The sequence below is a fragment of the Vibrio sp. Makdt genome (assembly GCF_027587015.1).
In the GTDB taxonomy this organism is placed as follows: Bacteria; Pseudomonadota; Gammaproteobacteria; order Enterobacterales; family Vibrionaceae; genus Vibrio; species Vibrio chagasii_B.
Genome location: NZ_JAPPTH010000001.1, coordinates 294,567 through 317,904 on the forward strand (window position 1 = coordinate 294,567; position 23,338 = coordinate 317,904).

Sequence of the window (23,338 nt, forward strand, 5' to 3'; positions counted from 1 at the left end):
TTTTTCTCTAGTAGCCGAATAACTTCGGTAGGAAGAGCACGCTTTGTGGTACGAAAGTGATGAAGAACAGCACCACGACTTCCAGTAGGAATAGAGGAATGACTTGCTTAGATATCGCAGCAATCCCGACCTTGGAAATGGTATTGGAGACAAACAGACAGATGCCCATTGGTGGTGTAATCAAACCAATCATTAGGTTGAAAATAACCACAATGCCAAAGTGAACAGGGTCGATACCAAAGCTCATCGCAATCGGGTGGAAGATTGGGATAAGGATTAGCATGGCTGCAATGCCTTCAAGGAACAGGCCCACCGCCAGTAGGATTAGGTTCACCATGATTAGGAACATAATCGGATCTGAGATAGTGCTAAGCACCTGTTGGCTAATGTATTGAGGTACACGTGAGAAGGTTAGTAGCCAGTTTGCTACAGAGACAACAGCAATCAGAATCAATACGATAGAAGAGTCACGCATTGAACGCATAAACACTTCAGGTAAGTCACTGACTTTGATTGATTTGTACATGAACATGCCTACCGACAGCGCATAGAATGCAGCAAAGGCAGCCGCTTCAGTTGGCGTCACGATCCCCATCAGAATTGAGCCTAGGATAAAAATAGGCATGGTGAGCGGCACAAAGGCTTTAACCAGTGCTTTGCGACGGCTTGTTCGCACGCCGGTGTTCACAATCTTGTGCTTCGTCGCGTAAAAATAAACAAACACTGACAGGGCAATTGCCGACAAGACACCCGGAACAATACCCGCTAAGAACAGAGCCGGAACCGAGACACCACTGGCAATAAGCGCGTAGATGATCACCGGAATGCTCGGTGGAATCATAGGACCAATCACCGAAGAGGCAGCGGTTAGTGCTGATGCAAATTCTTTGCTGTAGCCCTCTTTTTCCATTTGAGGGATAAACACTCGGCCAAGTGCAGAAGTGTCTGCTACCGCTGAACCTGAGATCCCGGCAAACATCACCGAAGACCAGATGTTTACTTGTGCTAAACCACCACGGAAGTGCCCCACCAAGGCGTTAGCAAAGTCGATAATGCGACTAGTAATACCACTCTTGTTCATCAGCTCACCAGCCAGAACAAACAGTGGAACAGCAAGAATAGAGTATGAGTCTAGTCCGCTAAAAATTCGTTGTGCAACAAGGCTGATTGAGATTGGAGTGCTCGTTACGTAGAACGACATAGCCAAAATAATGGCAAACACTAGCGGAACACCAAATACGAGCATACCGCCCATTAAAGCTATTGATGGCATAGTAGATCCTTATACATCGCCTTGAGTGAGAGAAGAGACTGGCGCATTGGCGCGTCGAGATAGCGTGACGTGTTGTGCTAGACGCAATAGAGCGGCCACAAACAGACAGATACCACCAACAACTAACGCAGACTGAAAGTAGTACATACTCAAGCCAATACCTGGTGATTCGATACCACCGCGTTTCATGACAAATAGGTAACCTGAGTAAGTCATGATGCCCGCTGATACTAGCACTGCGATATCAACCACAATCGCTAAAACCTTTTGGAAAATGGCCGACTTGACTGAATCTAGAACTGCAAATTTAATGTGCAGCCCCTCTAGGTAACAAAGAGACGTACCAAACATCACACCATAGATCATTGAGTACTTACATAGCTCTTCACCCCATAGGATTGAGGTATTGAAGAAATAACGCGAGATGGTGGTGACCAGCATGACTGCAAACAGTACAAACAGAGACGAACCTGCGCAGAATGCCAATAGTTTTTTATATTGTTCCATCATAGTTCCCTATCTCCTTGGGAAAGCGCAGCATTGAGACCATCAATGCTGCGAACATCAGAGTTACTTCGTTGCAGTCTCAACCGCTTGAAGTGCGCCATCGATCCATTTCGAATCTACGGTACCTTCAAGCCACTTGATTACCGCAGGCTGAGTTTTATCGCGGAATTGCTTCTGCTGCTCTGCTGTCAATGATGTAATCTTCATGCCTTTCTTACCTAGCGTTTCTAAGCCTTCTGCAGAGTTAACCTGCTGAACAGCTCGGCCAACCGTACCTGCAACTTGCGCTGCACGATCGATGATCGCACGGTCTGCGTCAGATAAACCTTGGTAGAAATCGTCGTTCATTAATAAGAAGTCGGTGCCATACACGTGACCATCCAGCGTGATGTACTCTTGCAGCTCGTAGAACTTGTTCGCGCTGATAACGCTCACTGGGTTTTCTTGACCATCAATAACACCGGTTGTTAGAGCGGCTGGTACTTCTGGGAAGGCAATAGGTGTAGGCTCGGCACCTAAAGATTTCAGCAGCTCAACATAAAGCGGGGTTGTCATTACACGAATCTTCAGACCTTTTAGATCATCAGGAGACTTGATTTCACGTTTTGAGTTAGTGAAGTGACGGAAGCCTGTCTCACCGTAAGCCAGGTTACGTAGACCTGTTTGTTTTAAACATTGCTCATTAAGTTGCTGGCCAAACTCGCCATCTAGCACTTCCCAAGCAACAGGTGCTGATGGGAAAAGATAAGGAATTTCAAGAACATTGGCTTCTTTACACAGTTTAGAATAAGCACCAGACACCATCGTCATGGTCAGCATTCCCTCTTGCGTAGACTGAAGCAGCTCTGTTTCACCACCAAGTTGACCTGATGGGTAGATGTTAACCGCGATACGACCGCCAGATTCCGCTTCTACGATATTTTTGAATACCTGTGTCGCAGCCCCTTTCTTAGAGATCGTCCAATCCTGAGAGTCGACATGACCTATTGTAATATCGATATCCGCAGCTGATGTGTTTGCAGCAAATGCCAGTGATACAGCCAGTGATAGTGTCTTTATAGTTTTCATTCTATGGAACCTCCTGTTTCATTGCCGATAAAACTAACACTAGGAATTAACAAAACAAAATTCACTTACTGAAAGCATTATTCAAAAATTAGATAACCCTCGCTCTTCAAGGGTCAGAGATAAACATAAATAATCACAAAAAATCATAAACTTAAGAATAAAAAATAAACATAATCACCATCAATAAATGGTCAAGTTTGATGTTTTACAAATTGGTTAATTTTGGAGAATTAAGTCACACTTTAGAAACAATATATCATTCGCTACTTCATAGAGTGTTCGAATTCCGTTACTAATATGTCCATTGATAAGGGAGTCGACTATTTCGAGCCAGATCATGAATAGAGTTTAAGCTCTAAAAACCCAAACTGTGATTTATTTCATATTTCGTACCGTAACCAGCATTCAGTGGTAAGGAAACCGTATGTTTAACATCCCAAATTTACGCCACCTTAGGGCGATATCTGAAGTCGTTCATACAGGAAGTATTAGTAAAGCATCTGACACGGTTTTCCTTTCTCAACCCGCAATAACACAAGCTATCTCCAAGCTTGAAAAGAATATGAACAGTGAGCTGTTTGAACGTACCAGTGATGGCATGACGCCAACAAAACAGGGTGAAGCCTTCGCTTTTCGAATTGACCGCGCACTGGAAAACATCAGCCAAGGTATCTCTAATTCGCTAAAGATTGCTACGAAGCAACGCAAAAATAGTGTGCAGCGTTATCTGTTTAATATCACCACCACACAATTAAAAGCACTAGTCGCTGTCGCCAACGGACAAAGCTTTACCGAGGCGAGCCGGTTACTTGAAGTGTCTCAATCATCGGTCTATCGAGCATCAAAAGATCTTGAAGAAATACTCGGGTTTACTCTGTTTGAAAAGACCAGTACAGGCATTGCACTATCTAAAGCAGGGGCTGCATTAGACAAAGCAAGCAAACTCGCTTTTGTTGAGATAAAACAAGGACTTGATGAGGTTAACCTTCTAAGCAACCGACACAACTCAGTGATCACAGTCGGTTGTTTACCTCTCGCGAGAACCTGCTTGCTTCCAAGTACCATTAATGAGTTTTCTAACGCCTATCCTGACTGCCAAATACACGTCATTGACGGCCCTTATAAAGACCTACTCAACCACCTAAAATATGGCGAAATTGATATTCTAATTGGCGCTCTACGCTTTCCCGTTCCTAGCACCGATATTCGTCAAGAGACCTTATTTGAATCGAAGAACACCATTTTATCGCGCGCCGACCATCCTCTAGCAAACCGAGAAAAAGTCAGTATCAAAGAGCTTCAAGAATCAAGTTGGGTTGTCTCCTCTAGTGCAACACCCGCACGTAAAATGTTCGAAGATATGTTTACCAAAGCCTCACTCGAAGTACCGAACCGCTTAATTGAGGCAAGCTCGCAAATGCTAGTTAAAGAGCTATTACTGGGCAGTGACCGATTAACCCTTCTTTCCCAACATCAAATCAGACGCGACCTCGATGAAGGGCATTTAGTTGCCCTCCCTTATGAAGGTGAAGAACAATCCAGACCCATTGGTTTGACGGTCCGCAAAAACTGGTTTGCCACTTCTGTACAGACTCACTTCTTACAATTATTGCGAACAAACGGAGTTAAAATGTCGCTGTAATAACCCTATTATTTTCAAAATTGAATACCCTTTGAATTAAATTTATTATCCGCACTCAATACCAAATGATAGTGTTTGACCATAGCCAAAGATAATTAACGAGCAAAAAGGTGGTTATGGTGAAAATCAGTAGGATTGCATTTATTGGTTTTGGCGAAGCAGCAAAAACATTTATTTCTTCTTGGAATGATCGAGCACCTGAAATAATTAATGCCTTTGACATAAAGACGAACAATATATTTACCCGAGAGAAAAAACTTCTCGAATATATTGATCAAGGTGTGCAAGGGACATTTCGTCCTGAAGAAGCAATTCACGGCGCACAACTTATTTTTTCCTTAGTCACCGCTAACCAAGCTGAACAGGCACTGCAGCAGATAGCAGGCTCTTTGACTGAAAAACAGATTGTACTCGACTGTAACTCTTGCTCTCCGCAAGCCAAGCAAAGACTTGCAAAGCTAGTTAAAGCGCAAGGCGCTGAGTACATCGACATTGCCATCATGGCGCCAGTATTGACATCACAGCCTAATATTCCGCTCTACCTGTCCGGACAAAAAGCCGACAAGGTCGGGGAATACCTAACTCTACTGGGTTTCGATATTGAGGTTATCTCGGAAAACGTAGGCGATGCATCAAGCATAAAAATGATGCGCTCAGTCATGGTCAAAGGTTTAGAGGCGCTAACCACAGAGTGCGTTTTGGCAGCACGTAAATCAGGTGTTGAACATCACGTACTCAAATCGTTAGGTCACACCTACCCGGGGTTAGATCTGAGTCACCTAAGTCGTTATCACATAGAGCGGATGCTCAACCATGGTCAAAGACGCCACGCAGAATTAAAAGAGGTTGCAGCGACCTTAGACGAGTTAGGCATGAGTCACTCGATGGTCGAAGGGGCAATGAACTGGCATCAGTCGCTAGGTGAACTCAACATCGAAGCGTCAGAGCAGACTCTCGCTCAACTGTCTGACCAGATCATAGAACAACTGCAGGTCGAGGATACTGAATCGACCGCAACGAAATTACAAAATATCCAATAGTTAAATCGCTTGAATACAAAAGGAATGATTATGAAAGTGTGTGTAGTAGGCGCTACGGGTGCATTCGGCCAAAAACATTTAGAGGCACTGCGTAATATCGACGGCGTTACCGTTACTGCGATGGTTGCCCCTGAAGCGGACAAACTTGATCAACTCATTACAGATTACAATCAAACAGCTCAAGGTTTCTCTTCACTTGAAGAGGCACTGAAATCTGACAACGTCGATGCCGTAATTCTAGCAACACCAACTCAAATGCACGCTGAGCAAGCTATCGCATGTATGGAAGCTGGCAAGCATGTTCTGGTTGAAATCCCAATGGCAGACAACATTGAAGACAGCTACAAAGTGGTTGAGACTCAAAAGAAAACTGGCGTTGTCGCTATGGCTGGTCACACTCGCCGATTCAATCCAAGTCACCAGTGGATCCACAACAAGATCGCATCTGGCGAACTAAACATTCAACAAATGGATGTTCAAACCTACTTCTTCCGCCGTACCAACACCAACGCAAAAGGTGAGCCGCGCACTTGGACTGATCACCTACTATGGCATCACGCTTGTCATACTGTTGACCTTTTCCAATACCAAACAGGTGAGAAAGCATCAAAGATTCAAGCGCTGCAAGGCCCGATTCATCCAGAGCTCAACATCGCAATGGACATGAGCATTGGTATGAAAACGCCATCTGGCGCGCTATGTACGCTATCACTCTCTTTCAATAACGATGGTCCATTTGGCACCTTCTTCCGCTACATCTGTGACGAAGGCACCTACATCGCTCGCTATGACGATCTATTCGATGGCAAAGAGAACCCGATTTCTCTGGAAGGTGTCGCGGTTTCAAACAACGGCATCGAGCTGATCGACCGTGAGTTTTTCGATGCGATTCGCACAGGCCGCGAACCAAACTCAAGTGTCGCAAGCTGTCTACCTGCAATGGAGACACTGCACGCATTAGAACAACAGCTAGAGCAAGAGTAAGGAGCCCGGCGATGATTACTATAGGTGAGCACTCACTCGCACCAGTTGCCCTTGGATGTATGAATGTATCTCACGCATACGGAACCCCCCCAAGCGAAGAGCACAGCATCAAGCTACTCAATAAGGCGCTTGATCTTGGCTACAACATGCTGGATACCGCAGCTCTTTATGGGTTTGGTAACAACGAGAAACTACTCGCCAAAGCGGTCGGTCATCGCCGTAGTGAATTCTTTCTTGCTAGCAAGTGCGGCATGTTTAAAGGCCCTGATGGTAAACGTGCTATTGATGGTCGCCCGCAAACCATTCGTCAAACCTGTGAAGATTCGCTGCAGCGTCTCAATACGGATGTGATTGACCTCTACTATCTGCACCGCTGGGATAAATCAGTGCCGATTGAAGAGAGCATTGGTGAACTTTCTAGGCTGGTTGACGAAGGCAAAATCAAACACCTCGGTCTATCTGAGGTATCGGCAGCCACGCTGGAAAAGGCACACCAGATCCACCCAATTGCAGCGGTTCAGTCGGAGTATTCATTGTGGTCACGCAACGCGGAGATCGCAGTGATTGATAAATGCCAAGAGCTGGGAAGTACCTTCGTGTCTTTCAGCCCTGTAGGGCGCGGTATTCTTAGTGGCGAGCTGCAAAGCAATCAATTCGTGGATGGTGATATTCGCAATGCGATGCCGAGATTTAATGCAGAAAATTTTGAATCTAACTTGTCGGCTGTAAACAAGTTCGCTTCTCTGCTGCCGATTTTTGCTGAAGAGAATGTATCACTACCTGCGCCAACTCTGGCTCAATTTTCCTTGGCATGGACGCTGGCTAAAGCGCCTCATTCAATAGCACTACCAGGCACCACTAACCTTAGCATCTAGAAGACAACTTAAATGCGCAGCATTACTCGGTTTCGAACGCCCTTCTAGAGCTAATTGAGCGCACTGCACCGCAAAAGGCATTTGTTGGCAGTCGCTACAACGCGCCCACCCAAGCCGAAATCGATACCGAACAATTTTAACCGAATAAAGAACATAGAAGACACGCTCATCAGAAGAGCTCAAGAGTAAATAAAGGATTAATAACATGACAACAAAGAAAACAGCTTTAGTAATCAGTGCCCATTCAGCAGATTTTGTATGGCGTTGTGGCGGTGCCATCGCCCTTCACCAAAAGCTGGGCTACGAAGTGACCATTGCATGTCTTTCATACGGTGAGCGTGGCGAGTCTGCAAAGCTATGGAAACAAGAAGGCATGACACTTGAAGACGTTAAGCGTATTCGTCATGAAGAAGCGACAGCAGCAGCGGCAGCTCTTGGCGTAAGTGACATTCGTTTCTTTGATTTCGGTGATTACCCACTGGAAATCGACAAAGAAGGTAAGTACCAAATCGTCGACTTGATCCGTGAAATTCAACCAGAATTCATCATGACGCACTCTAAATGGGACCCATACAACACAGACCACATGTACGCAACTGAGATCACTCTGCAGTGCCGCATGATCGCACAAGCTTGGGGTCATAACCCAGGTGAGAAAGTACTAGGCGCACCTCAAGTTTACCTATTCGAACCGCACCAAAGTGAGCAGATGGAATGGAAACCAAATACCTTCCTAGATATCTCTGAAGTATGGGAAAGCAAGAAAGCGGCAATTGAGTGCATGCAAGGTCAAGAACACCTATGGACCTTCTACGAGAATCTAGCAGAAAACCGTGGCAACCACTTTAGACGTAACTCAGGTGGCCAAGCGGGCGGTAGAAGCTGTCAACACGCTGAAGGCTTCCAAGCGATCTTCCCGCAATGTGTTGATTCGCTGTAAAGCCTCTCCACAACCACCTCGCCCGATAAGCCAGCCAGGTAAATAACCAAAGCCCCGCAACACTGTGGGGCTTTTTGCTATCGGTAATCATCTACTCTTCGCAAGACTTAGCAAGCACCGAATCTAAGCCTTTATCTTTCTGAAACAATCCATAGGCGTTAGGCCAAACTTGTCCTTAAAACGCTGGCTAAATCGCCCCTCTGACTGATAACCACACGCCAAGGCCAACTGAGCAACATTGCTGTAGCCACTCTGCATCAGATACAAGGCATGATCCAAACGAACTTCCGTAAGCACTTCACGAAATAGAGTGCCTTCTCGTTTTAATTTACGAATCATGGTCGCACGACTCATCACAAATTGTTACGCGACTTCGCCAGAACATGCTTACCACTGGGTAGGTAATCTAAGTAGTGACTCAGCTGCTGATATAAACCAAGCACCGAAAAACGCGGAGTCTCATGACTTATCGTTTGGGATTGAGACGAAAGCAGAGCATTAAAGGGGACCCTGTAGTGCCGTATCTGAATGGAAAATAGCTTGGTAGCGGTGTTATCAAAACAAAGAAAAAGCCCCAGAGCATGACACTCTGGGGCTTTTTAAACATTTGACGGTTAATGTAATCAGCGGTTTTCTATCAACATGGTGCCAGCACCGGTATTCGACACGGGGGCGTGATAGCTGCTTTTCAGCACATTAAGCTCGCCCGTCAATGCACCACGCATCCCAAGCCACATAATGAATTCCGCACCTTGCGCACCGCCCTGCTCGACTAAGTCGTAAATCGAAAGCTTAGTCAGCTCTTCTGGGTTGTCGATCAGCTTCTTCATACAGTAAAGGTCGAACTCTTTATTGATAAAGCCAGCACGCTCACCGTCCAACTGATGAGAAAGACCACCAGTGCCAAGCACAACAACCTTCAAGTCTTTATCGTAGCTTTCTACTGCCTTGCCAATCGCTTTACCTAAGTCGTAACAACGTTTAGGTGATGGCATTGGGTGCTGTTCTACGTTGATACATACCGGAATCACCTTCATGTGACCGTAGCTGAAGTTTGGCCACATCAGCTGCATTGGTACAGTTAGTCCGTGGTCAACTTTCATCTCTTGGCAGATGGTAATATCAAACTCGTTCTCAACCAGTTCATTACAGATGTGCCATGACAGCTCTGGGTCACCGTTGATCTCTGGAATAGTCGGAATACCCCAGCCTTCATCGGCATTCTTATAACTTTGTGCTGCACCAATCGCGAAAGTCGGTTTCTTATCTAGGAAGAACTCTAGGCCGTGATCGTTGTAAAAAACGACCGCAACATCTGGTTGAACTTCATCTAGCCAGTGGTGAATCGGTGGATACGCATCAAACAAAGGCTTCCAGTATTCAGTTTGTTGTAGGTTGTTCTCAATTGCTTTACCAATTGAAGGAATGTGGGAAGTGGTAATTCCGCCAACGATCTTTGCCATAACTATTTCCCTGCCTCTACTAACATCTGTTTAAATTCTTCAACTGTCATACCCGTTTGCATCGCACCAATGTCTTGCATGTTGAGTCCCAACATACCGACAAATTTGGCAAGGTAATAGATACTGCCACCTTCTGCGATCAACCCTAAAACATCGCGCTCTTTGATTGCCGTCTTTTGAGCTTCCGTCAGTCCATACTTGTCACAGTAGGCCATTTCATCGGCTGAAAACGCATCACGCCCCGCTTGTTCGTTAAGTGAATGACACATCTTGTTCAAGCCATAGCCTTTGCGCGCCATAGCGCCATCAAACATGGTTGTGCCGGGGATCGGCTTATTATTTAGGTAAGTCATGTTACACGCTCTCCGGCCAGTAAAGTTTCATTGGGTTAGTGACGAGTAGTGCTTGCTGCTGCTCTACCGTAGTGGTGATTTGTGGGATCACATCCACTAAGTGACCATCGTCTGGAGTGTGTGATTTCATGTTTGGATGTGGCCAGTCGGTACCCCAAAGTACGCGGTTTGGAAACAGATCAACCAAGGTTTTAGCAAACGGCACCACATCGGAGTAATCCGGTGGCGTTTGAGTCAAACGCTCTGGGCAACTCACTTTGCACCAGATATCTAGGTTACGCTCCATCAGCGAAATAAACTTGCCGAACTCTTGGCTATCAACACCTTTTGCCACATCAGGGCGACCCATGTGGTCAATCACCACCGTCATGTTGAGCTCTTCTAAAAACGGCGTTACATCATCAATATCTTGCGCTTCAAAGTAGACCACAACATGCCAGCCTAATGGGCGGATCTTTTCAGCAATTGCTTTAAGCTTTTCAGTTGGTACCGTATCAACCAAGCGCTTCACAAAGTTAAAGCGAACACCACGAACGCCAGCTTTGTCCATCGCTTGCAGCTCTTCGTCTGTCACTGTCTCGTCAACGAATGCAATGCCACGAGCTAACTCACCAGCCGTCTCTAGCGCATCAACAAGCGCGCGGTTATCTGTACTGTGGCAAGAAGCCTGAACAATCACATTACGGCTAAAGCCTAAGTGATCACGCAGGGCAAAAAGCTGCTCTTTTGAGGCATCGCAAGGAGTGTACTTACGCGCCGGAGAGTAAGGGAACTTAGCCGCAGGACCAAAAACGTGACAGTGGCTATCCACTGCGCCTTCTGGCACCACAAACTTCGGCTTGCTTGGATTTGGGTGGAACGGTAGGTAATCAGCGTCCATGTTTCTTCCTTGTTATTTTCAGCAGGCTTACAGTCCAAATACGGTGCCATCGAACAGCTTTCTTGCTGTGCGAAGGATCGCGGCGGACTTCACTTGATTTTGTTCAACGTCTAGCACCACGCTCATCTTTCCGATTGGGTGTTCAACATCGATATGTATTTGTTTTTCTATTTCGACTTCAGCAAGTCGCTTTGCTGGGGCATCATTCAAGATGCAGGCACTCGCGACACTCACCGCACCTAGCACGCCAATCGACGCATGGCAGCGATGTGGGATAAAAGTACGCGTTGAAATACCACCACCATATTGAGGTGCGCTCACCAGCGTCATTTTCGGCACGCTTAGCTCACGAACATCGCCGAGATTCATCATTGGCCCAGCTTGCAGGCGAATCGACTCCAGACGTTGCTTAAGTTCTGCGTTGTCATCCAATTGCTCGCGGGATTCGTCACCAGTAAGGCCAAAATCTTGAGCTTTTAGCACCACGACAGGCATACCGTTATCAATCAGAGTTACGCTCATGCCGTCAATCACGTCGACTTCATTCCCCGTTGGCAACAGAGCACCGCAGGTAGAGCCAGCCGTATCTTCAAAGCAAACCGCTAGCGGAGCCGCGGTATTAGGGACTCCATCAATATGGCAGTCACCAGCATAGGTCACTTGCTTGTTTGGGGTTTGCACGGTAACCGTTGCTACCTGCTGCGTGTTCTCCATGAAGATGCGAACCGAGGTTTGACCCTCTTGTGCTTCTACTAGTCCACGTTCAATCGCAAACGGTGCAACACCCGCTAAAATATTGCCACAGTTTTGTTTGCCACTAATAAGCTTTTGGTCAACAAATACCTGTTGAAATAGGTAGTCAACGTCGACGCCTTCACGTTTTGACGATTCCACTATCGCAACCTTAGAGGCGAGTGGGTCTGCACCGCCAATTCCGTCGATCTGCCTTGGGTCGGGGGTGCCCATCATCGACAACAAAAACTGCTCACATGCTTGCTCGTCCTCTGGTAAATCCTTACGCAGGAAATAGGCTCCCTTTGATGTACCAGAGCGCATCCACATGCATGGTGCATTGAAGGGATGACTAGACATATTTCAGCCCTTTCTCTTCTAGACGGCCGCGCATTTGATAGATGTCCAAACCCAACTCGCCATTCGCTAATCGAACACGCTTTGCTTCTTCACGTTCCATGCGCGCTAGTGATTCATGCAGAACCTCTTCGGCCTCCTCGCGACGCACAACCACAACGCCATCTTCATCCGCGACCATCACATCGCCTGGGTAAACCAGAGCACCAGCACAGTTCATTGGTACGTTCACCGAGCCTAGTGTCTCCTTGATGGTACCTTCACTGAAGATCGCCTTAGACCATACTGGGAAATTCATTTCACGCAGGTCACGAGTATCACGTACGCCACCTTCGATGATAAGGCCGACCACACCACGCGCTTGCGCCGATGTCGCTAGCAAGTCGCCAAAGAAGCCGTGATTAGAAGGGGAAGTCGGTGCAAAGACTAAGAAGTCACCCGCTTTTGCTTGCTCTATCGCTACGTGCATCATCCAGTTATCACCCGCTGCACCTGAGATGGTCAATGCAGAACCCGCAACCGCTTCGCCTTGGAAAATTGGGCGCATATAGTGAGCCAATAAGCCTTTACGACCCTGAGCTTCATGAATGGTTGCCACACCACATTGACGCAGGCCTTCAATAAGCTCTTTATCTGCGCGCTGAATATTTTGTACGACGACGTTGTTCTGCATTTGTGTTCCCTCTTAATACATTTCGGCAGGTGAATCCCTTCAAAGGTGGTTACTGCTCGCTGATGTATTCACTATAAAGAGGCGCTGACAAAGGCGATATTTCAATTATTTCGCAAGGTATAAGATTTTGAGATAGGGAGTGCAATTACACCAGTTACCGCTTAGGTGCTGCGCCCTGCGTTATCGGTAATCTTCAAAAATTGAATGGGTGTTAGGAAAAAACAATTATCGCGAGAAAGAGGGTTTTGCTAGCGTAGTAACAAATAACGATAAGGAGTGAATAATGATTCAATGTCGACTCATAGGGCAGAACATCCAACGTTCTCAATCGCCAGATTTTCACAATGCCCTTGCTGAAAAACTTAATATTGAACTGCACTATCAACTCGAAGAGCTGACTACTAACAGCGCAGAAGCACTCCACCAGCACACTACTGACTTGTTCGACAACGAGATTGATTCAGCTAACGTTACCTACCCCTATAAAGAACAAATACTATCGGTCGCCGATCAGCTCGCGCCCTGTGCCAAGCGAGTCGGTGCGGCTAACACCCTGGTTAAACGTGACCAACAGATCACTGCTTACAACACCGACTACAGCGGCTTTATCGCTGCATTTAACCAATTTGCTCAGCACAAGCCGGGCAAAGTGGTGTTGCTTGGTTGTGGTGGCGTCGGTAAAGCAATCTGCTTTTCTCTTGCCGATCTCGGTGCGACAGAGATCGCAATCTATGACCGGGATCTAACAAAAATGAATAGCCTGGCGAAGCTGCTTGCGGCTGAGAATATAGATACCGTATGTTTGAATGAAACGACGCTAGAAACAGCGGTACAGAAAGCAGAAGGTGTCCTCAATTGCACGCCCATCGGTCATTATCAAACACCCGGCTGCCCAATTGAGGCCTCTTGGTTGCAGGAGCAGGCTTGGTGTTTTGATGCCGTATACATCCCACGGGAGACAGAGTTTCTGAAAACCGCACAGCAGAAATCTATCAAGACGTTGAGTGGCTTTGAGCTCTTTTTCCATCAGGCGCATGACGCGTTCTCCCTGTTCACTGGTGCCCAAATTTCAACTCAACAGCTCAATACTTTTAAGCAAACACAGCTTGCGAATTTACGTTAAGGACAATGACTCAATGAAAAAAATCTTAATACTCAACGGACCAAACCTAAACCTACTTGGCACACGTGAGCCTGCACAATACGGCTACGAAACTCTGGCTGATGTAGAAGAAAACTGCCGCAAAGTCGCAGCAGAATACGGTTATGACGCTGAGTGTTTTCAAAGCAATACCGAAGGCAGCCTAATTGATGCCATCCACAAAGCGGGCCGTGAATTTACTCAAGGTGAATGCGCTGGCGTTGTGTTTAACCCAGGTGCTTACACGCACACATCGATTGCTCTTCACGATGCAATCAAAGGGGTTGAGGTACCAGTGGTTGAAGTACACATCTCTAACGTGCATGCACGCGAAGCTTTCCGCCATCACTCATACATCTCACCTGTCGCTGCAGGAACCATCATAGGTATGGGCACAAAAGGCTACAAATTAGCTTTGGATTTTTTGTTAGATAAGTAATCAAACTGAATACGTTGAGAGGCGCTTTGAAGAAGTCGTTGTAAGCAGATCGGCTTGAGCAATGCCCTATCAATCGCGGTCACTATCTAAATTAAGGGAGCATCGCTAAGTTGCTCCCTTAATCTATTTAACTAGTCTCGAAATCAGTAAACATCTAACTTCTCTGAGTACAACTGAGAAAATCGTGTGGGTTACGAGTCTATCTCTACCGTGATCTCGGTTTTTACAGAATTGGCAATGAAGCAGTTACTGTGCGCCAGATGATGCAGCTTTTCGAGCTGTTTATCCGATGGGCGCTTATCACCAACAAATTGGATTTGGGGTTTAAGCGTCACATGGCTAACCCAAGCTCGCCCCGCTTTATCCTCTTCAAGAACGCCAATCGCATCATCAACGTAAGACTCAATCACGTACTTTCGCTTAGCTGCAATGCCCAAAAACGTCAGCATATGACAACTGGCAATCGCCGCAATAAAGGCTTCTTCGGGATCAACATTTTCCTCAACGGAAAGTGGTAGTGGCACAACATGAGGCGATGACGAAGCGGGTACAATAACGCCACCATCGAACTCCCACGTATGCCCGCGACTGTATTGGTTATCGCTAAAAGCCTCACCTTCGCCTTTCTGCCAGCGAATCAGGGCACCGTAATCAGACATGTTTTCTCCTTAGCGATCCGCAGGGTGGTTCACACCATCGTTAGTTACCACATCACCAATATCAAAAGGGTTCACCCCTTCCAAACAACCAATATTGAACCCGTATTCATTTGGGCTAGAACGGCGTTGATGATGGGTATAGATACCGCAGTTCGAGCAAAAGTAGTGCTTCGCGGTGTTGGTATTGAATTGATATAACTTCAGATACTCGGCACCTTTGATGAGCTTGATACCATCCAACGCAACAGAACCAACAATCGCACCTTTTCGACGACAGATAGAGCAATCGCAGCGACGCGGCTTTTCGATTCCGTTAGGCAGGCTGAGCTCTAACTCCACCGCACCGCAGTGACAGGTGGCTTTGTGAAAAGGTTGGATCACGGTGTTACCGACTAGTTTCATGAGCACTCCTTGTACTGATTACTTTTCATCCATCATATCTTGATTTGTTATTTTGGTAAAAAAATGTGTTTTCCGACAAATATATAGCGCATGTTTTCATTACATAATTTAAGCTAAATTTCGACATCACTGACTCTATCGTCACCTAAACAGCAATAACCGAGTCATATTCAAATTATTTAATCTCTTTCTACAGAGCACACCTATATGAATCTCAATCTGATTAAACACTTTCTCGCAGCCTATGATTTCAAGAGTATTTCGAAGGCAGCAGAACATATGAATATGACTCAGCCATCGATGACCGCCGCGATCAAAAACTTTGAAGAGCAGAGCGGAAAAGTCATGTTTTATCGCACCAGCCGTTCAATTCAACCGACAGAAGATGCGCATTATCTTGCTGAGCAATGTCGAGAAATATTAGGCCGCCTCGACTCAGTATTTAAAGAAGAGAGAAAACTAAAAATCTGCTGTCCAGAAGTGATCATGCAGGCACTTCCTGGCTATGAAGGGGTCTACTTTGTTGAAACTCCCGCCATTGAATACAGTATTTTAGACAAACTAAGAACCGGAGAGGTGGATGTTGTTATCGACGATATCTCTGTTACTGATCACTCTTTTATTGTTGAATCGATCGGCTCTCAAAAGCTCGCACTCGCATGCCGTAAAGACCACCCAACGATTGGCGATACCATCTCACTTGAGCAGTTCAAAAACGCCGAGCACATCATGCTGCGCCTAAAAGACAAAAATGTAAGCGCACTAGAAACCCGAACTGAAGAAGCCTTTGATCGTAACGTGGTTCGAGAAGTGTCCGGTCAATCGAATCTACTGCTGAACGCCCGTAACTCTGACGCAGTGTGTATTGTCAGCGAATCCATGTTTGATTTAGCAGAAGAGCTAGGGCTAAAAGTCCTAGAACCGCCATTTACGCTGCGTGACTACGAAATGAAAATGATTTATCACAAACGCAGTATTCAAGATCAAAGACATGCTCAAATTCGAGAGCACATCAAAAAACATCTAACAACGCCCTCAAAAAATAAATAAAAACTATACAAAAGGTGATAAGTCGTAATTAGTGACAAAATACCCCACTTTGCATAGATAAAATCTATGCTTTTTATAGCTACTACCCAATGGTTCCCCGCTTAAGAACTGCCTAATATATCGTCATCAACGAGGCACATTACATAACCTCGTATCCTTCAACTTTTGAAGAACGACGAAACAGGATGGATTCTGAGTCTGATTCATACGAAATACAGAACCAGGGTAACACTATGAAAAAAACCATTATTGCTCTCTCAATTTTAGCGTCTTGTAATGTGATGGCTCACTCTCATCATGCATCAGAACGTTTAACTCACGGCGACCACGACCACTCATTCGATATGAGCGAGTACGATGTTGTACTTTCTAACAACTATGACCCGTTTGCTAATGGTATTGAGTTTCTCTCTCCAACCATGTCTGCTGAGCAGCAAAGTTACTTCCCTTTATCTGAAAATGCCTCGACAAAACTAGCAGGATCATTCCCAGAAATAATTTGGCGAGGTGAGCCTCTATTCACGCCTGAATACAACAAAGAAAACATGGAAAAGGCTCTACAAGAAGGCAAAATTCATCCAGAGTTAGCAGCAATGGAAGAAGCAATGACCAACCCTGTGATCTTTAAACTATCAGACCGCATGTACAACGCATTTGGTTTTGAGGGTGCTTCGATTACCTTCCTTCAAGGTGACAAAGGACTGATCATTATCGACGCTGGTTCAACAGCAGAAACCGGTGAAGCCATGCTGTCGGCTTATCGTGAAGCGACAGGGGATGAGCGTGAAGTTCATACGATTTTCTATACTCACCACCACCCAGATCAATGGGCAGGAACCGAGGGGCTAGCAACGCGAGAAGACTTCGAATCAGGCAAGATTAATGTCATCGCTCATGTTGATTTCCAAAAGAAAATGAATGAAGAGTCTGGCATTTATCTTAATCAACAGTCGATTCGAACCGCGTATGCATTTGGTGCCTTTATCCCTCATAACAATGACTACGATAAAGGGGTAAACCAAGGTGTTGGCTACCCAGCAGACATCGTGATGCAATCGCAAAACAAATCCTTCTTCGCGCCAAATATCTTAGTTGACGATCTGATGATCATGAAGGTCGATGGCCTTACATTGGAGTTTTTCCACACACCTGGTGAAGCGCCAGATGGTGTTGCACTCTACGTACATGAAACGGGAGACATGGTCGGTGGCGATACCATTCAAGGTGAAACCATTCCGAATCTCTACACCATCCGTGGTGCAGAGTACCGTGACGGCCTTGAGTGGGCAGATTCTATAGACCGCATGCGCCGCTATCAGCCAAAAACGCTTTCGCTACACCACGGCCGTTCTGCAGTCAGCCAAGAGCGTGTTGAAGATGTGATGAAAGCCTACGCGGATTCACTGCGCTACATGCAAGATCAAACGGTTCGCCATATCAACAAAGGCTATACCATGCATGAGCTTTCGGACAGTATTCGCCTTCCTGAAGAACTCAAGGATCATGACTACTTGCGCCCACTTCGTGGCTCAGAATATCAAAATGTTGCCAATATCTATGCAGGCAATGTCGGTTGGTTCAATGGTGATGCCAGTGAGTTTGCGAAGCCACCACACAAGGACATGGCGCAACTGTATGTTGATATGATGGGAGGCCCAGACGCCATTAAAAAGGCCGCGGACCGCATGATCGAAAAACAACAGTACGGTGAAGCGATGCAGATCCTAACGCATGTTATCCGCGTCGATCACAGCGATATGTATGCTCGTGGACAAAAAGCCGTTGCACTAGAGCGTTGGGGCTGGGAACAATCGACTCCGGGTTGGCGTCACTGGGCACTCACAGGTGCAGCAGAGCTTCGCGGAGAATTAGATGGTGTACTCGATACAATGAACTTCTTCGGCGATGCCAGCAAGTTCGTTGAGGCACCAACCGATGACGTGATGTCACTGATTCCAACTCGCCTTATGGCCGAGCAACTGAACACCAACGAGACGTACGTTATCAACCTTGTTGTGGATGGAAGCCCATACCTTGTGAACGTGTCTAACCGCACGATGGCTGTCGACAATGGTTTTAGCTCCGAGAGCGCCGATCTAACGGTCGAGATGTCAAAACAAGACCTTGTTCATTTGTTCCTAGTCAAAGACATCAATGTTGAAGAATCAACGGCGAAGGCAACCAAGGGCGATATCAAGCAACTTCAACGTTTAGTTGACGTAATTGATACCTTCTCTCCGTTCTACCTACACCTTCGCTAACCCAAAAACATAACCCGTGCCTCATTCATTTGAGGCACGATAAGAGGTGCCCATGATAGACAAAGATACCTTTATCCCAAGAGCGTTAGCGGTTGCCATCGTTGTATTTCTATTATTTTCGTAACTTGGAAATCAACAACTCGAGTTGACGCAATCTCCAAATCGCTCAAACAAGAAATCAAGAAACAACCGGATACGCTTCGGCTGATATTTCTTGCTGATGTACACCACATTCAAATCGGCACTCGACACCGACATCGCGGTGTTGAAGTTCTTCATGTAACCGTTTAGCAGAGTGATAAGGCGTTGGTTATTGATGTCATCTTGCACGTCCAACACTGATTTGAGCGCAATACCCTCGCCTTTTAATGCCCAGTAGCGAATCACTTCGCCGTCGTCAGAGAATCGCTTTGGCACAACGGTAATCGACTTCTTCATATCGTGATCTTGAAAATGCCATGTTTTCAGTTCTTCATTGCTGCGCAGCATTGCTAAGCAATCGTGGTCTACTAAGTCTTGCGGCGTTAGGGGCGTACCATGCTTAGCAAGATACTCAGGAGAAGCACACAGCACACGTCGGCTCGGGGATAAGCGCCTAGATATCAAGCTGCTGTCGACCAACTCTCCGTAACGAATCACCACATCCATGCCCGACTCAGCAATGTTCGACAGGTTATCGTTCAAATACAGGTAAGGGACAACGTCGGGATATTGCTGACAAAACTCCGACAAGATTGGCAGGATGTACTGCTTGCCGATGTCTTTCGGCGCGGCGATTTTGAGTGGACCTTTGACCTCTTTGACACCATTTTGAATCAGGTTTTCTGCTTCGCTAACGTTATCTAATATCTCCAAACACGCCTTGTGATACAGCTCGCCAGAGTCGGTCAAAGACACATGACGCGTACTTCGATTCAGCAACTTCACACCATATCGTTCTTCAAGTGCCTGAAGCCTTGCTGTCATGGTCGCAGGTGATAAGCCTAGCTCTCGCCCTGCTGCAGCCAACCCTTGGTGCTTCACGATACTGACGAACATCGCCATGTCTGAAAACTTATCCATGCTACTTCCCCCTCGCCATACTATTCAGATCAACCGAACAATGAATTCACATTTTAGCCAATTATCAAAATTAATCGAATAAATATAATGGCAACCATCAGCAGAACACGCAGGAATTCAGAACATGAACAACGTAGTAACGAACCAAGAAAAGAGCACTTTCGTCATCATTGGTGGCACGTCAGGTATCGGCAAAGCATTAGCGATGCAATTGAGAAACGAAGACAACACAGTACACATTGCTAGCCGACACACAGGCCTTGATATCAGCAATGAAAAGTCGATTTGCGAATACTTCGAATCCATTGGTCCCTTCGATCATTTGGTGGTCACAGCTGGCTCATCTGCTCCCGCAGGAAAGGTGACCGACGTTGCTCTTGAAGACGCAAAAACGGCATTTGATACCAAGTTTTGGGGCAGCCTAAACGTCGCAAAACATGCGGCACGTTACATCAAACCCAACGGATCGATCACGCTCACCACAGGGATGTTGTCACGCAAAGTCGTCGCTGGCACTTACGTAAAAACCGCCATCAACGCCGCGCTAGAAAGTGTGACTAAGGTGCTTGCAAAAGAACTCGCACCTATTCGCGTCAATGCCGTCAGCCCGGGCCTAACCATGACTGAAGCCTACAAAAACATGGACGATTCCACTCGTGCAAGCATGTACGACAACGCCAAAAACAACCTACCAGCAGGCAAGGTTGGCGAAGCTTCAGAGATCGCCATGGGTTACCTGTTCGCGATTAATAACCCATACGTAACTGGGTCAATCATCGACATCGATGGCGGCGCTCTACTCGGCTAACCCCTCGCAAAGACACAAAGAACAATGGCTAGGGCGTTTGTCTCACGTCCTAAAAAACAAGAATTTACATAGGTAGATCATCATGAAAAAAGAACAGATCCCATTCCAAGTTTGGATACTGACACTCGCGGCGTTCGCGATCGGCACCGCTGAGTTTGTTATCGCAGGCATTCTTCCGCAAATTGCCACATCCCTTTCGATAACCGAAGGTCAAGCAGGTTATCTAATCAGTGCTTACGCGTTAGCTATCGTTATCGGCGGTCCAATCTTAACCATCTACCTTGCACGCTTTAATAAGAAGATGGTGCTGATTGGCTTAATGGCACTGTTCATCATCGGCAATGTCTTATCAGCCCTAGCACCTAGCTACCCATTACTGCTCGCTAGCCGTGTGATTGCAGGCTTAGTTCAAGGACCTTTCTATGGCATAGGTGCGGTTGTCGCAACCAACTTAGTGTCGGAAAAAATGGCAGGCCGTGCGGTTGGTCAAATGTTCGCAGGCTTAACGCTGGCTAACGTTCTTGGCGTTCCCGCTGGTACATGGATTAGTTTGCAATTCGGTTGGCACACCACCTTCTTTACCGTGGCTGCACTTGGCACCATCGCGATGATTTCTATCCTAACGTCAATCAAATCAAGCGGTCATAGCGAAGCAAAAGACATCAAAACTCAGCTGTTAGCGTTCAAAAACCCAATGCTACTGATTAGCTTGGCAATCACTGCTTTTGCTTGGTCTGGCTTCATGACGCTTTATGGCTACCTTGCACCAATCGCTATGCACATCACCGGCTACGGTCAAGAGTCTGTTACTTGGATCTTAGTGATTGTAGGTGTCGGCTTAATCATAGGTAACACATTAGGTGGCCGCTCTTCCGATAAAGATTTAGGCAAAGCTTCCATGTTTTGGGCTGTCGCGATGATCGCTTCACTGGTTGTGGTAGGCCTTGTGGTAGACAACAAAATCCTCTTCGTTGCAGCGGCATTTGTCTTTGGTATTGCATCATTTGCGAACGTTCCTGCCATGCAACTTCGAGTAATGAACCATGGCGGCGAAGGACAAGAACTTGCTGCTACAGCCAACATTTCAGCCTTTAACCTAGCGAATGCCTTCGGTGGTTTCCTTGGTGGCATGGTTCTCGACAGCCAGTTAGGTGCAGGAATGATTCCGTTCGCAGCCGTTGTTGTTCCTGTCATTGGTTTACTGCTTATCGCCAAAGCTAACCGAGCAAACAAGCCACAAAGCAACTCTATTTTCAGCCCAGCGGAAAGCAAGTAATCCGCTCTATAACCCGAATAAAAAACTAAAAAACACAGAACTAAAGAACACCGAATTAAAACAAGGTAGATACCATGAACAAGTTATTCGAAACATCAGAACTCAAAGGCCTAGAACTGCAAAACCGTGTTGTTATGGCACCCATGACACGCGCTCGTACTAGTCAACCTGGCAATGTACCAAACGACATGATGGCGACTTATTACCAACAACGTGCAAGTGCCGGGCTTATCATCACTGAAGCGACGCAGATCTCTGATGACTCTCAAGGTTACTCATTCACTCCCGGCGTTTACACCGATGCACAAATCGAAGGTTGGAAGTCAGTTACCACAGCCGCCAAAGAGCAAGGTGCAGCAATATTTTGTCAGCTCTGGCATGTAGGCCGCGTGTCTCACCCTACCTTTCAAAAGGGCGAACTGCCGATTGCACCGTCAGCTTTGGCTCCAATAGAAACTCAGGTGTGGATTTCTGATGAGAATGGCAACGGCAACATGGTCGATTGCATCCAACCAAGAGAGATGACCCAAGCAGACATCGATCGAGTGGTTCAAGATTTTGCGAACTCAGCAAAGAAAGCCATCGAAGCAGGCTTTAATGGTGTCGAGATCCACGGCGGCAATGGCTACCTGATTGACCAGTTCCTAAGAACTAACTCAAACAAGCGCACTGACAACTACGGCGGTAGCCGCGAGAACCGACTTCGTTTTCTAATCGAAGTAGTGGATGCAGTGATTGATACGATTGGTGCCGATAAAGTAGGTGTGCGCTTGGCGCCGTTCATCACCTTCAAAGATATGAACTGCCCAGACATAGTGCCAACCATTTTAGATGCGTCAAAGGAACTGCAAGCTCGTAATATCGCTTATCTACACCTATCAGAAGCCGATTGGGATGACGCACCTATTATCCCAGAAAGCTTCCGTGTCGAACTAAGAGCCTTGTTCTCCAACACCATCATCGTCGCTGGCAGCTACACACCAGAACGCGCCGAAGAAGTATTAAGCAAAGGCTACGCGGATCTCGTCGCATTTGGTCGCCCATTTGTTGCCAACCCCGATCTGGTATCACGCCTGCAAAACGGCAGTGAGTTAGCACAACTCGATGGCGCGACTCTATTCGGCGGCAATGAAAAAGGCTATATCGATTATCCGGCGTTGTAGTGAATTTTGAAGTGATAGTGATGCCTTGAGTTTTACGACAGGCAAAAGAAAGGCTCGCGTGACTAGTGCGAGCCTAATGCAGTTTAGGGGGTAAACCACAATCTGATATTAATTTGGGCTAATTATTTAACTTATGAGCCATTATGCACTTGCGCGCATTGATATTCCATTTTTAAATGATTCACTGCAATTAATCAATCGATAAAAGTTAGCGTTTGGTCAATTTAAACCACACAAATAGCAGTGAATTAGTGAACTATGTCTACTAATCCACCAAAAAGCCCCTACAT

The 23,338-nt window shown here is 46.3% G+C and carries 23 protein-coding genes and 1 pseudogene; 12 read left to right on the plus strand and 12 right to left on the minus strand.

Annotation, left to right across the window (positions count from 1 at the left end):
• Positions 1–7: 7 nt before the first annotated feature.
• Genes OH460_RS01280 through OH460_RS01290 form a run of 3 tightly spaced genes read right to left on the minus strand, consistent with a single transcriptional unit; the run spans position 8 to position 2,848 of the window.
• Positions 8–1,273: a TRAP transporter large permease gene (locus OH460_RS01280; protein WP_171730332.1), complete on the minus strand. Its 1,266-nt coding sequence runs from the start codon at positions 1,271–1,273 to the stop codon at positions 8–10.
• 9 nt (positions 1,274–1,282) lie between these two features.
• Positions 1,283–1,783, minus strand: a complete 501-nt coding sequence (locus tag OH460_RS01285) for a TRAP transporter small permease (RefSeq protein WP_050487505.1) — start codon at positions 1,781–1,783, stop codon at positions 1,283–1,285.
• Positions 1,784–1,843: 60 nt separating this feature from the next.
• Positions 1,844–2,848, minus strand: a complete 1,005-nt coding sequence (locus OH460_RS01290; RefSeq protein WP_032553664.1) for a TRAP transporter substrate-binding protein — start codon at positions 2,846–2,848, stop codon at positions 1,844–1,846.
• 424 nt (positions 2,849–3,272) lie between these two features.
• On the opposite strand from OH460_RS01290, the gene OH460_RS01295 reads away from it, so the two are divergent.
• The 5 genes from OH460_RS01295 to OH460_RS01315 all read left to right on the plus strand — a co-directional run bounded on the left by OH460_RS01295 (position 3,273) and on the right by OH460_RS01315 (position 8,329).
• A complete protein-coding gene (locus OH460_RS01295; RefSeq protein ID WP_269994331.1) occupies positions 3,273–4,490 on the plus strand; it encodes a LysR family transcriptional regulator in 1,218 nt (405 codons plus the stop codon).
• Positions 4,491–4,609: 119 nt separating this feature from the next.
• Positions 4,610–5,530 (plus strand): DUF1932 domain-containing protein, encoded by a 921-nt coding sequence (locus tag OH460_RS01300; protein WP_269994333.1) that lies wholly within the window; start codon positions 4,610–4,612, stop codon positions 5,528–5,530.
• Positions 5,531–5,560: 30 nt separating this feature from the next.
• Positions 5,561–6,514 (plus strand): Gfo/Idh/MocA family oxidoreductase, encoded by a 954-nt coding sequence (locus OH460_RS01305; RefSeq protein ID WP_269994335.1) that lies wholly within the window; start codon positions 5,561–5,563, stop codon positions 6,512–6,514.
• Positions 6,515–6,525: 11 nt separating this feature from the next.
• Positions 6,526–7,389 (plus strand): aldo/keto reductase, encoded by an 864-nt coding sequence (locus OH460_RS01310; protein WP_269994337.1) that lies wholly within the window; start codon positions 6,526–6,528, stop codon positions 7,387–7,389.
• Positions 7,390–7,594: 205 nt separating this feature from the next.
• A complete protein-coding gene (locus tag OH460_RS01315; protein ID WP_032553670.1) occupies positions 7,595–8,329 on the plus strand; it encodes a PIG-L deacetylase family protein in 735 nt (244 codons plus the stop codon).
• A 123-nt stretch (positions 8,330–8,452) separates the two neighbouring features.
• Here the strand turns inward: OH460_RS01315 and OH460_RS01320 are convergent.
• The 6 genes and pseudogenes from OH460_RS01320 to OH460_RS01345 all read right to left on the minus strand — a co-directional run.
• Positions 8,453–8,829 (minus strand): annotated as a pseudogene (locus OH460_RS01320) (helix-turn-helix domain-containing protein); the annotation flags it as partial.
• A gap of 123 nt (positions 8,830–8,952) precedes the next feature.
• On the minus strand, positions 8,953–9,792 hold the full coding sequence (locus OH460_RS01325; RefSeq protein WP_061034043.1) for a class III extradiol dioxygenase family protein: 840 nt from the start codon (positions 9,790–9,792) through the stop codon (positions 8,953–8,955).
• A 2-nt stretch (positions 9,793–9,794) separates the two neighbouring features.
• Positions 9,795–10,145, minus strand: coding sequence for a protocatechuate 4,5-dioxygenase subunit alpha (locus OH460_RS01330; RefSeq protein ID WP_105058664.1), 351 nt, complete (start codon positions 10,143–10,145; stop codon positions 9,795–9,797).
• Between the two features lies 1 nt (position 10,146).
• Complete coding sequence (locus OH460_RS01335) at positions 10,147–11,025, minus strand: amidohydrolase family protein (RefSeq protein WP_269994345.1); 879 nt, start codon at positions 11,023–11,025, stop codon at positions 10,147–10,149.
• A 27-nt stretch (positions 11,026–11,052) separates the two neighbouring features.
• Positions 11,053–12,117, minus strand: coding sequence for a 4-oxalomesaconate tautomerase (locus tag OH460_RS01340; protein WP_269994347.1), 1,065 nt, complete (start codon positions 12,115–12,117; stop codon positions 11,053–11,055).
• Positions 12,110–12,787, minus strand: a complete 678-nt coding sequence (locus OH460_RS01345; protein WP_171762990.1) for a 4-carboxy-4-hydroxy-2-oxoadipate aldolase/oxaloacetate decarboxylase — start codon at positions 12,785–12,787, stop codon at positions 12,110–12,112. The genes OH460_RS01340 and OH460_RS01345 overlap by 8 nt, the downstream gene beginning before the upstream one ends.
• Before the next feature lie 283 nt (positions 12,788–13,070).
• Here OH460_RS01345 and OH460_RS01350 point away from each other — a divergent pair, with 283 nt between their 5' ends.
• The gene (locus OH460_RS01350) at positions 13,071–13,910 is read left to right on the plus strand and encodes a shikimate dehydrogenase family protein (protein WP_269994349.1); all 840 of its coding nucleotides are present in this window, start codon (positions 13,071–13,073) and stop codon (positions 13,908–13,910) included.
• Positions 13,911–13,923: 13 nt separating this feature from the next.
• Positions 13,924–14,367 (plus strand): type II 3-dehydroquinate dehydratase, encoded by a 444-nt coding sequence (gene aroQ, locus OH460_RS01355; protein ID WP_008216825.1) that lies wholly within the window; start codon positions 13,924–13,926, stop codon positions 14,365–14,367.
• 191 nt (positions 14,368–14,558) lie between these two features.
• Here aroQ and OH460_RS01360 read toward each other — a convergent pair whose 3' ends face one another.
• Together OH460_RS01360 and OH460_RS01365 are read right to left on the minus strand one after the other, a co-directional pair.
• Positions 14,559–15,026 (minus strand): OsmC family protein, encoded by a 468-nt coding sequence (locus OH460_RS01360; protein ID WP_269994352.1) that lies wholly within the window; start codon positions 15,024–15,026, stop codon positions 14,559–14,561.
• A 9-nt stretch (positions 15,027–15,035) separates the two neighbouring features.
• Positions 15,036–15,428 carry a GFA family protein gene (locus OH460_RS01365; protein WP_269994354.1) on the minus strand — a complete coding sequence of 131 codons (393 nt, stop codon included), beginning with the start codon at positions 15,426–15,428 and terminating at the stop codon, positions 15,036–15,038.
• 207 nt (positions 15,429–15,635) lie between these two features.
• Between OH460_RS01365 and OH460_RS01370 the strand changes: the two genes are divergently transcribed.
• On the plus strand, positions 15,636–16,478 hold the full coding sequence (locus OH460_RS01370; protein ID WP_269994356.1) for a LysR family transcriptional regulator: 843 nt from the start codon (positions 15,636–15,638) through the stop codon (positions 16,476–16,478).
• Between the two features lie 233 nt (positions 16,479–16,711).
• Positions 16,712–18,739, plus strand: a complete 2,028-nt coding sequence (locus OH460_RS01375) for an alkyl sulfatase dimerization domain-containing protein (protein WP_269994358.1) — start codon at positions 16,712–16,714, stop codon at positions 18,737–18,739.
• Positions 18,740–18,871: 132 nt separating this feature from the next.
• On the opposite strand, the gene OH460_RS01380 is transcribed toward OH460_RS01375, so the two are convergent.
• A complete protein-coding gene (locus tag OH460_RS01380; protein WP_269994360.1) occupies positions 18,872–19,801 on the minus strand; it encodes a LysR family transcriptional regulator in 930 nt (309 codons plus the stop codon).
• A 124-nt stretch (positions 19,802–19,925) separates the two neighbouring features.
• Here OH460_RS01380 and OH460_RS01385 point away from each other — a divergent pair, with 124 nt between their 5' ends.
• The 3 genes from OH460_RS01385 (at position 19,926) to OH460_RS01395 (ending at position 23,048) form a co-directional block, all read left to right on the plus strand.
• The gene (locus OH460_RS01385; RefSeq protein WP_186171052.1) at positions 19,926–20,609 is read left to right on the plus strand and encodes an SDR family oxidoreductase; all 684 of its coding nucleotides are present in this window, start codon (positions 19,926–19,928) and stop codon (positions 20,607–20,609) included.
• Between the two features lie 82 nt (positions 20,610–20,691).
• The gene (locus OH460_RS01390) at positions 20,692–21,885 is read left to right on the plus strand and encodes an MFS transporter (protein WP_061034031.1); all 1,194 of its coding nucleotides are present in this window, start codon (positions 20,692–20,694) and stop codon (positions 21,883–21,885) included.
• Positions 21,886–21,959: 74 nt separating this feature from the next.
• Positions 21,960–23,048 carry an alkene reductase gene (locus OH460_RS01395; RefSeq protein ID WP_269994367.1) on the plus strand — a complete coding sequence of 363 codons (1,089 nt, stop codon included), beginning with the start codon at positions 21,960–21,962 and terminating at the stop codon, positions 23,046–23,048.
• The last annotated feature ends 290 nt before the right edge of the window (positions 23,049–23,338 follow it).

Bases quoted from the DNA above. Each gene is read 5' to 3' on its own strand.
- OH460_RS01280 (WP_171730332.1), bottom strand. From the start codon at position 1,273: ATGCCATCAATAGCTTTAATGGGCGGTATGCTCGTATTTGGTGTTCCG.
- OH460_RS01285 (WP_050487505.1), bottom strand. From the start codon at position 1,783: ATGATGGAACAATATAAAAAACTATTGGCATTCTGCGCAGGTTCGTCT.
- OH460_RS01290 (WP_032553664.1), bottom strand. From the start codon at position 2,848: ATGAAAACTATAAAGACACTATCACTGGCTGTATCACTGGCATTTGCT.
- OH460_RS01295 (WP_269994331.1), top strand. From the start codon at position 3,273: ATGTTTAACATCCCAAATTTACGCCACCTTAGGGCGATATCTGAAGTC.
- OH460_RS01305 (WP_269994335.1), top strand. From the start codon at position 5,561: ATGAAAGTGTGTGTAGTAGGCGCTACGGGTGCATTCGGCCAAAAACAT.
- OH460_RS01310 (WP_269994337.1), top strand. From the start codon at position 6,526: ATGATTACTATAGGTGAGCACTCACTCGCACCAGTTGCCCTTGGATGT.
- OH460_RS01315 (WP_032553670.1), top strand. From the start codon at position 7,595: ATGACAACAAAGAAAACAGCTTTAGTAATCAGTGCCCATTCAGCAGAT.
- OH460_RS01325 (WP_061034043.1), bottom strand. From the start codon at position 9,792: ATGGCAAAGATCGTTGGCGGAATTACCACTTCCCACATTCCTTCAATT.
- OH460_RS01330 (WP_105058664.1), bottom strand. From the start codon at position 10,145: ATGACTTACCTAAATAATAAGCCGATCCCCGGCACAACCATGTTTGAT.
- OH460_RS01335 (WP_269994345.1), bottom strand. From the start codon at position 11,025: ATGGACGCTGATTACCTACCGTTCCACCCAAATCCAAGCAAGCCGAAG.
- OH460_RS01340 (WP_269994347.1), bottom strand. From the start codon at position 12,117: ATGTCTAGTCATCCCTTCAATGCACCATGCATGTGGATGCGCTCTGGT.
- OH460_RS01345 (WP_171762990.1), bottom strand. From the start codon at position 12,787: ATGCAGAACAACGTCGTCGTACAAAATATTCAGCGCGCAGATAAAGAG.
- OH460_RS01350 (WP_269994349.1), top strand. From the start codon at position 13,071: ATGATTCAATGTCGACTCATAGGGCAGAACATCCAACGTTCTCAATCG.
- aroQ (WP_008216825.1), top strand. From the start codon at position 13,924: ATGAAAAAAATCTTAATACTCAACGGACCAAACCTAAACCTACTTGGC.
- OH460_RS01360 (WP_269994352.1), bottom strand. From the start codon at position 15,026: ATGTCTGATTACGGTGCCCTGATTCGCTGGCAGAAAGGCGAAGGTGAG.
- OH460_RS01365 (WP_269994354.1), bottom strand. From the start codon at position 15,428: ATGAAACTAGTCGGTAACACCGTGATCCAACCTTTTCACAAAGCCACC.
- OH460_RS01370 (WP_269994356.1), top strand. From the start codon at position 15,636: ATGAATCTCAATCTGATTAAACACTTTCTCGCAGCCTATGATTTCAAG.
- OH460_RS01375 (WP_269994358.1), top strand. From the start codon at position 16,712: ATGAAAAAAACCATTATTGCTCTCTCAATTTTAGCGTCTTGTAATGTG.
- OH460_RS01380 (WP_269994360.1), bottom strand. From the start codon at position 19,801: ATGGATAAGTTTTCAGACATGGCGATGTTCGTCAGTATCGTGAAGCAC.
- OH460_RS01385 (WP_186171052.1), top strand. From the start codon at position 19,926: ATGAACAACGTAGTAACGAACCAAGAAAAGAGCACTTTCGTCATCATT.
- OH460_RS01390 (WP_061034031.1), top strand. From the start codon at position 20,692: ATGAAAAAAGAACAGATCCCATTCCAAGTTTGGATACTGACACTCGCG.
- OH460_RS01395 (WP_269994367.1), top strand. From the start codon at position 21,960: ATGAACAAGTTATTCGAAACATCAGAACTCAAAGGCCTAGAACTGCAA.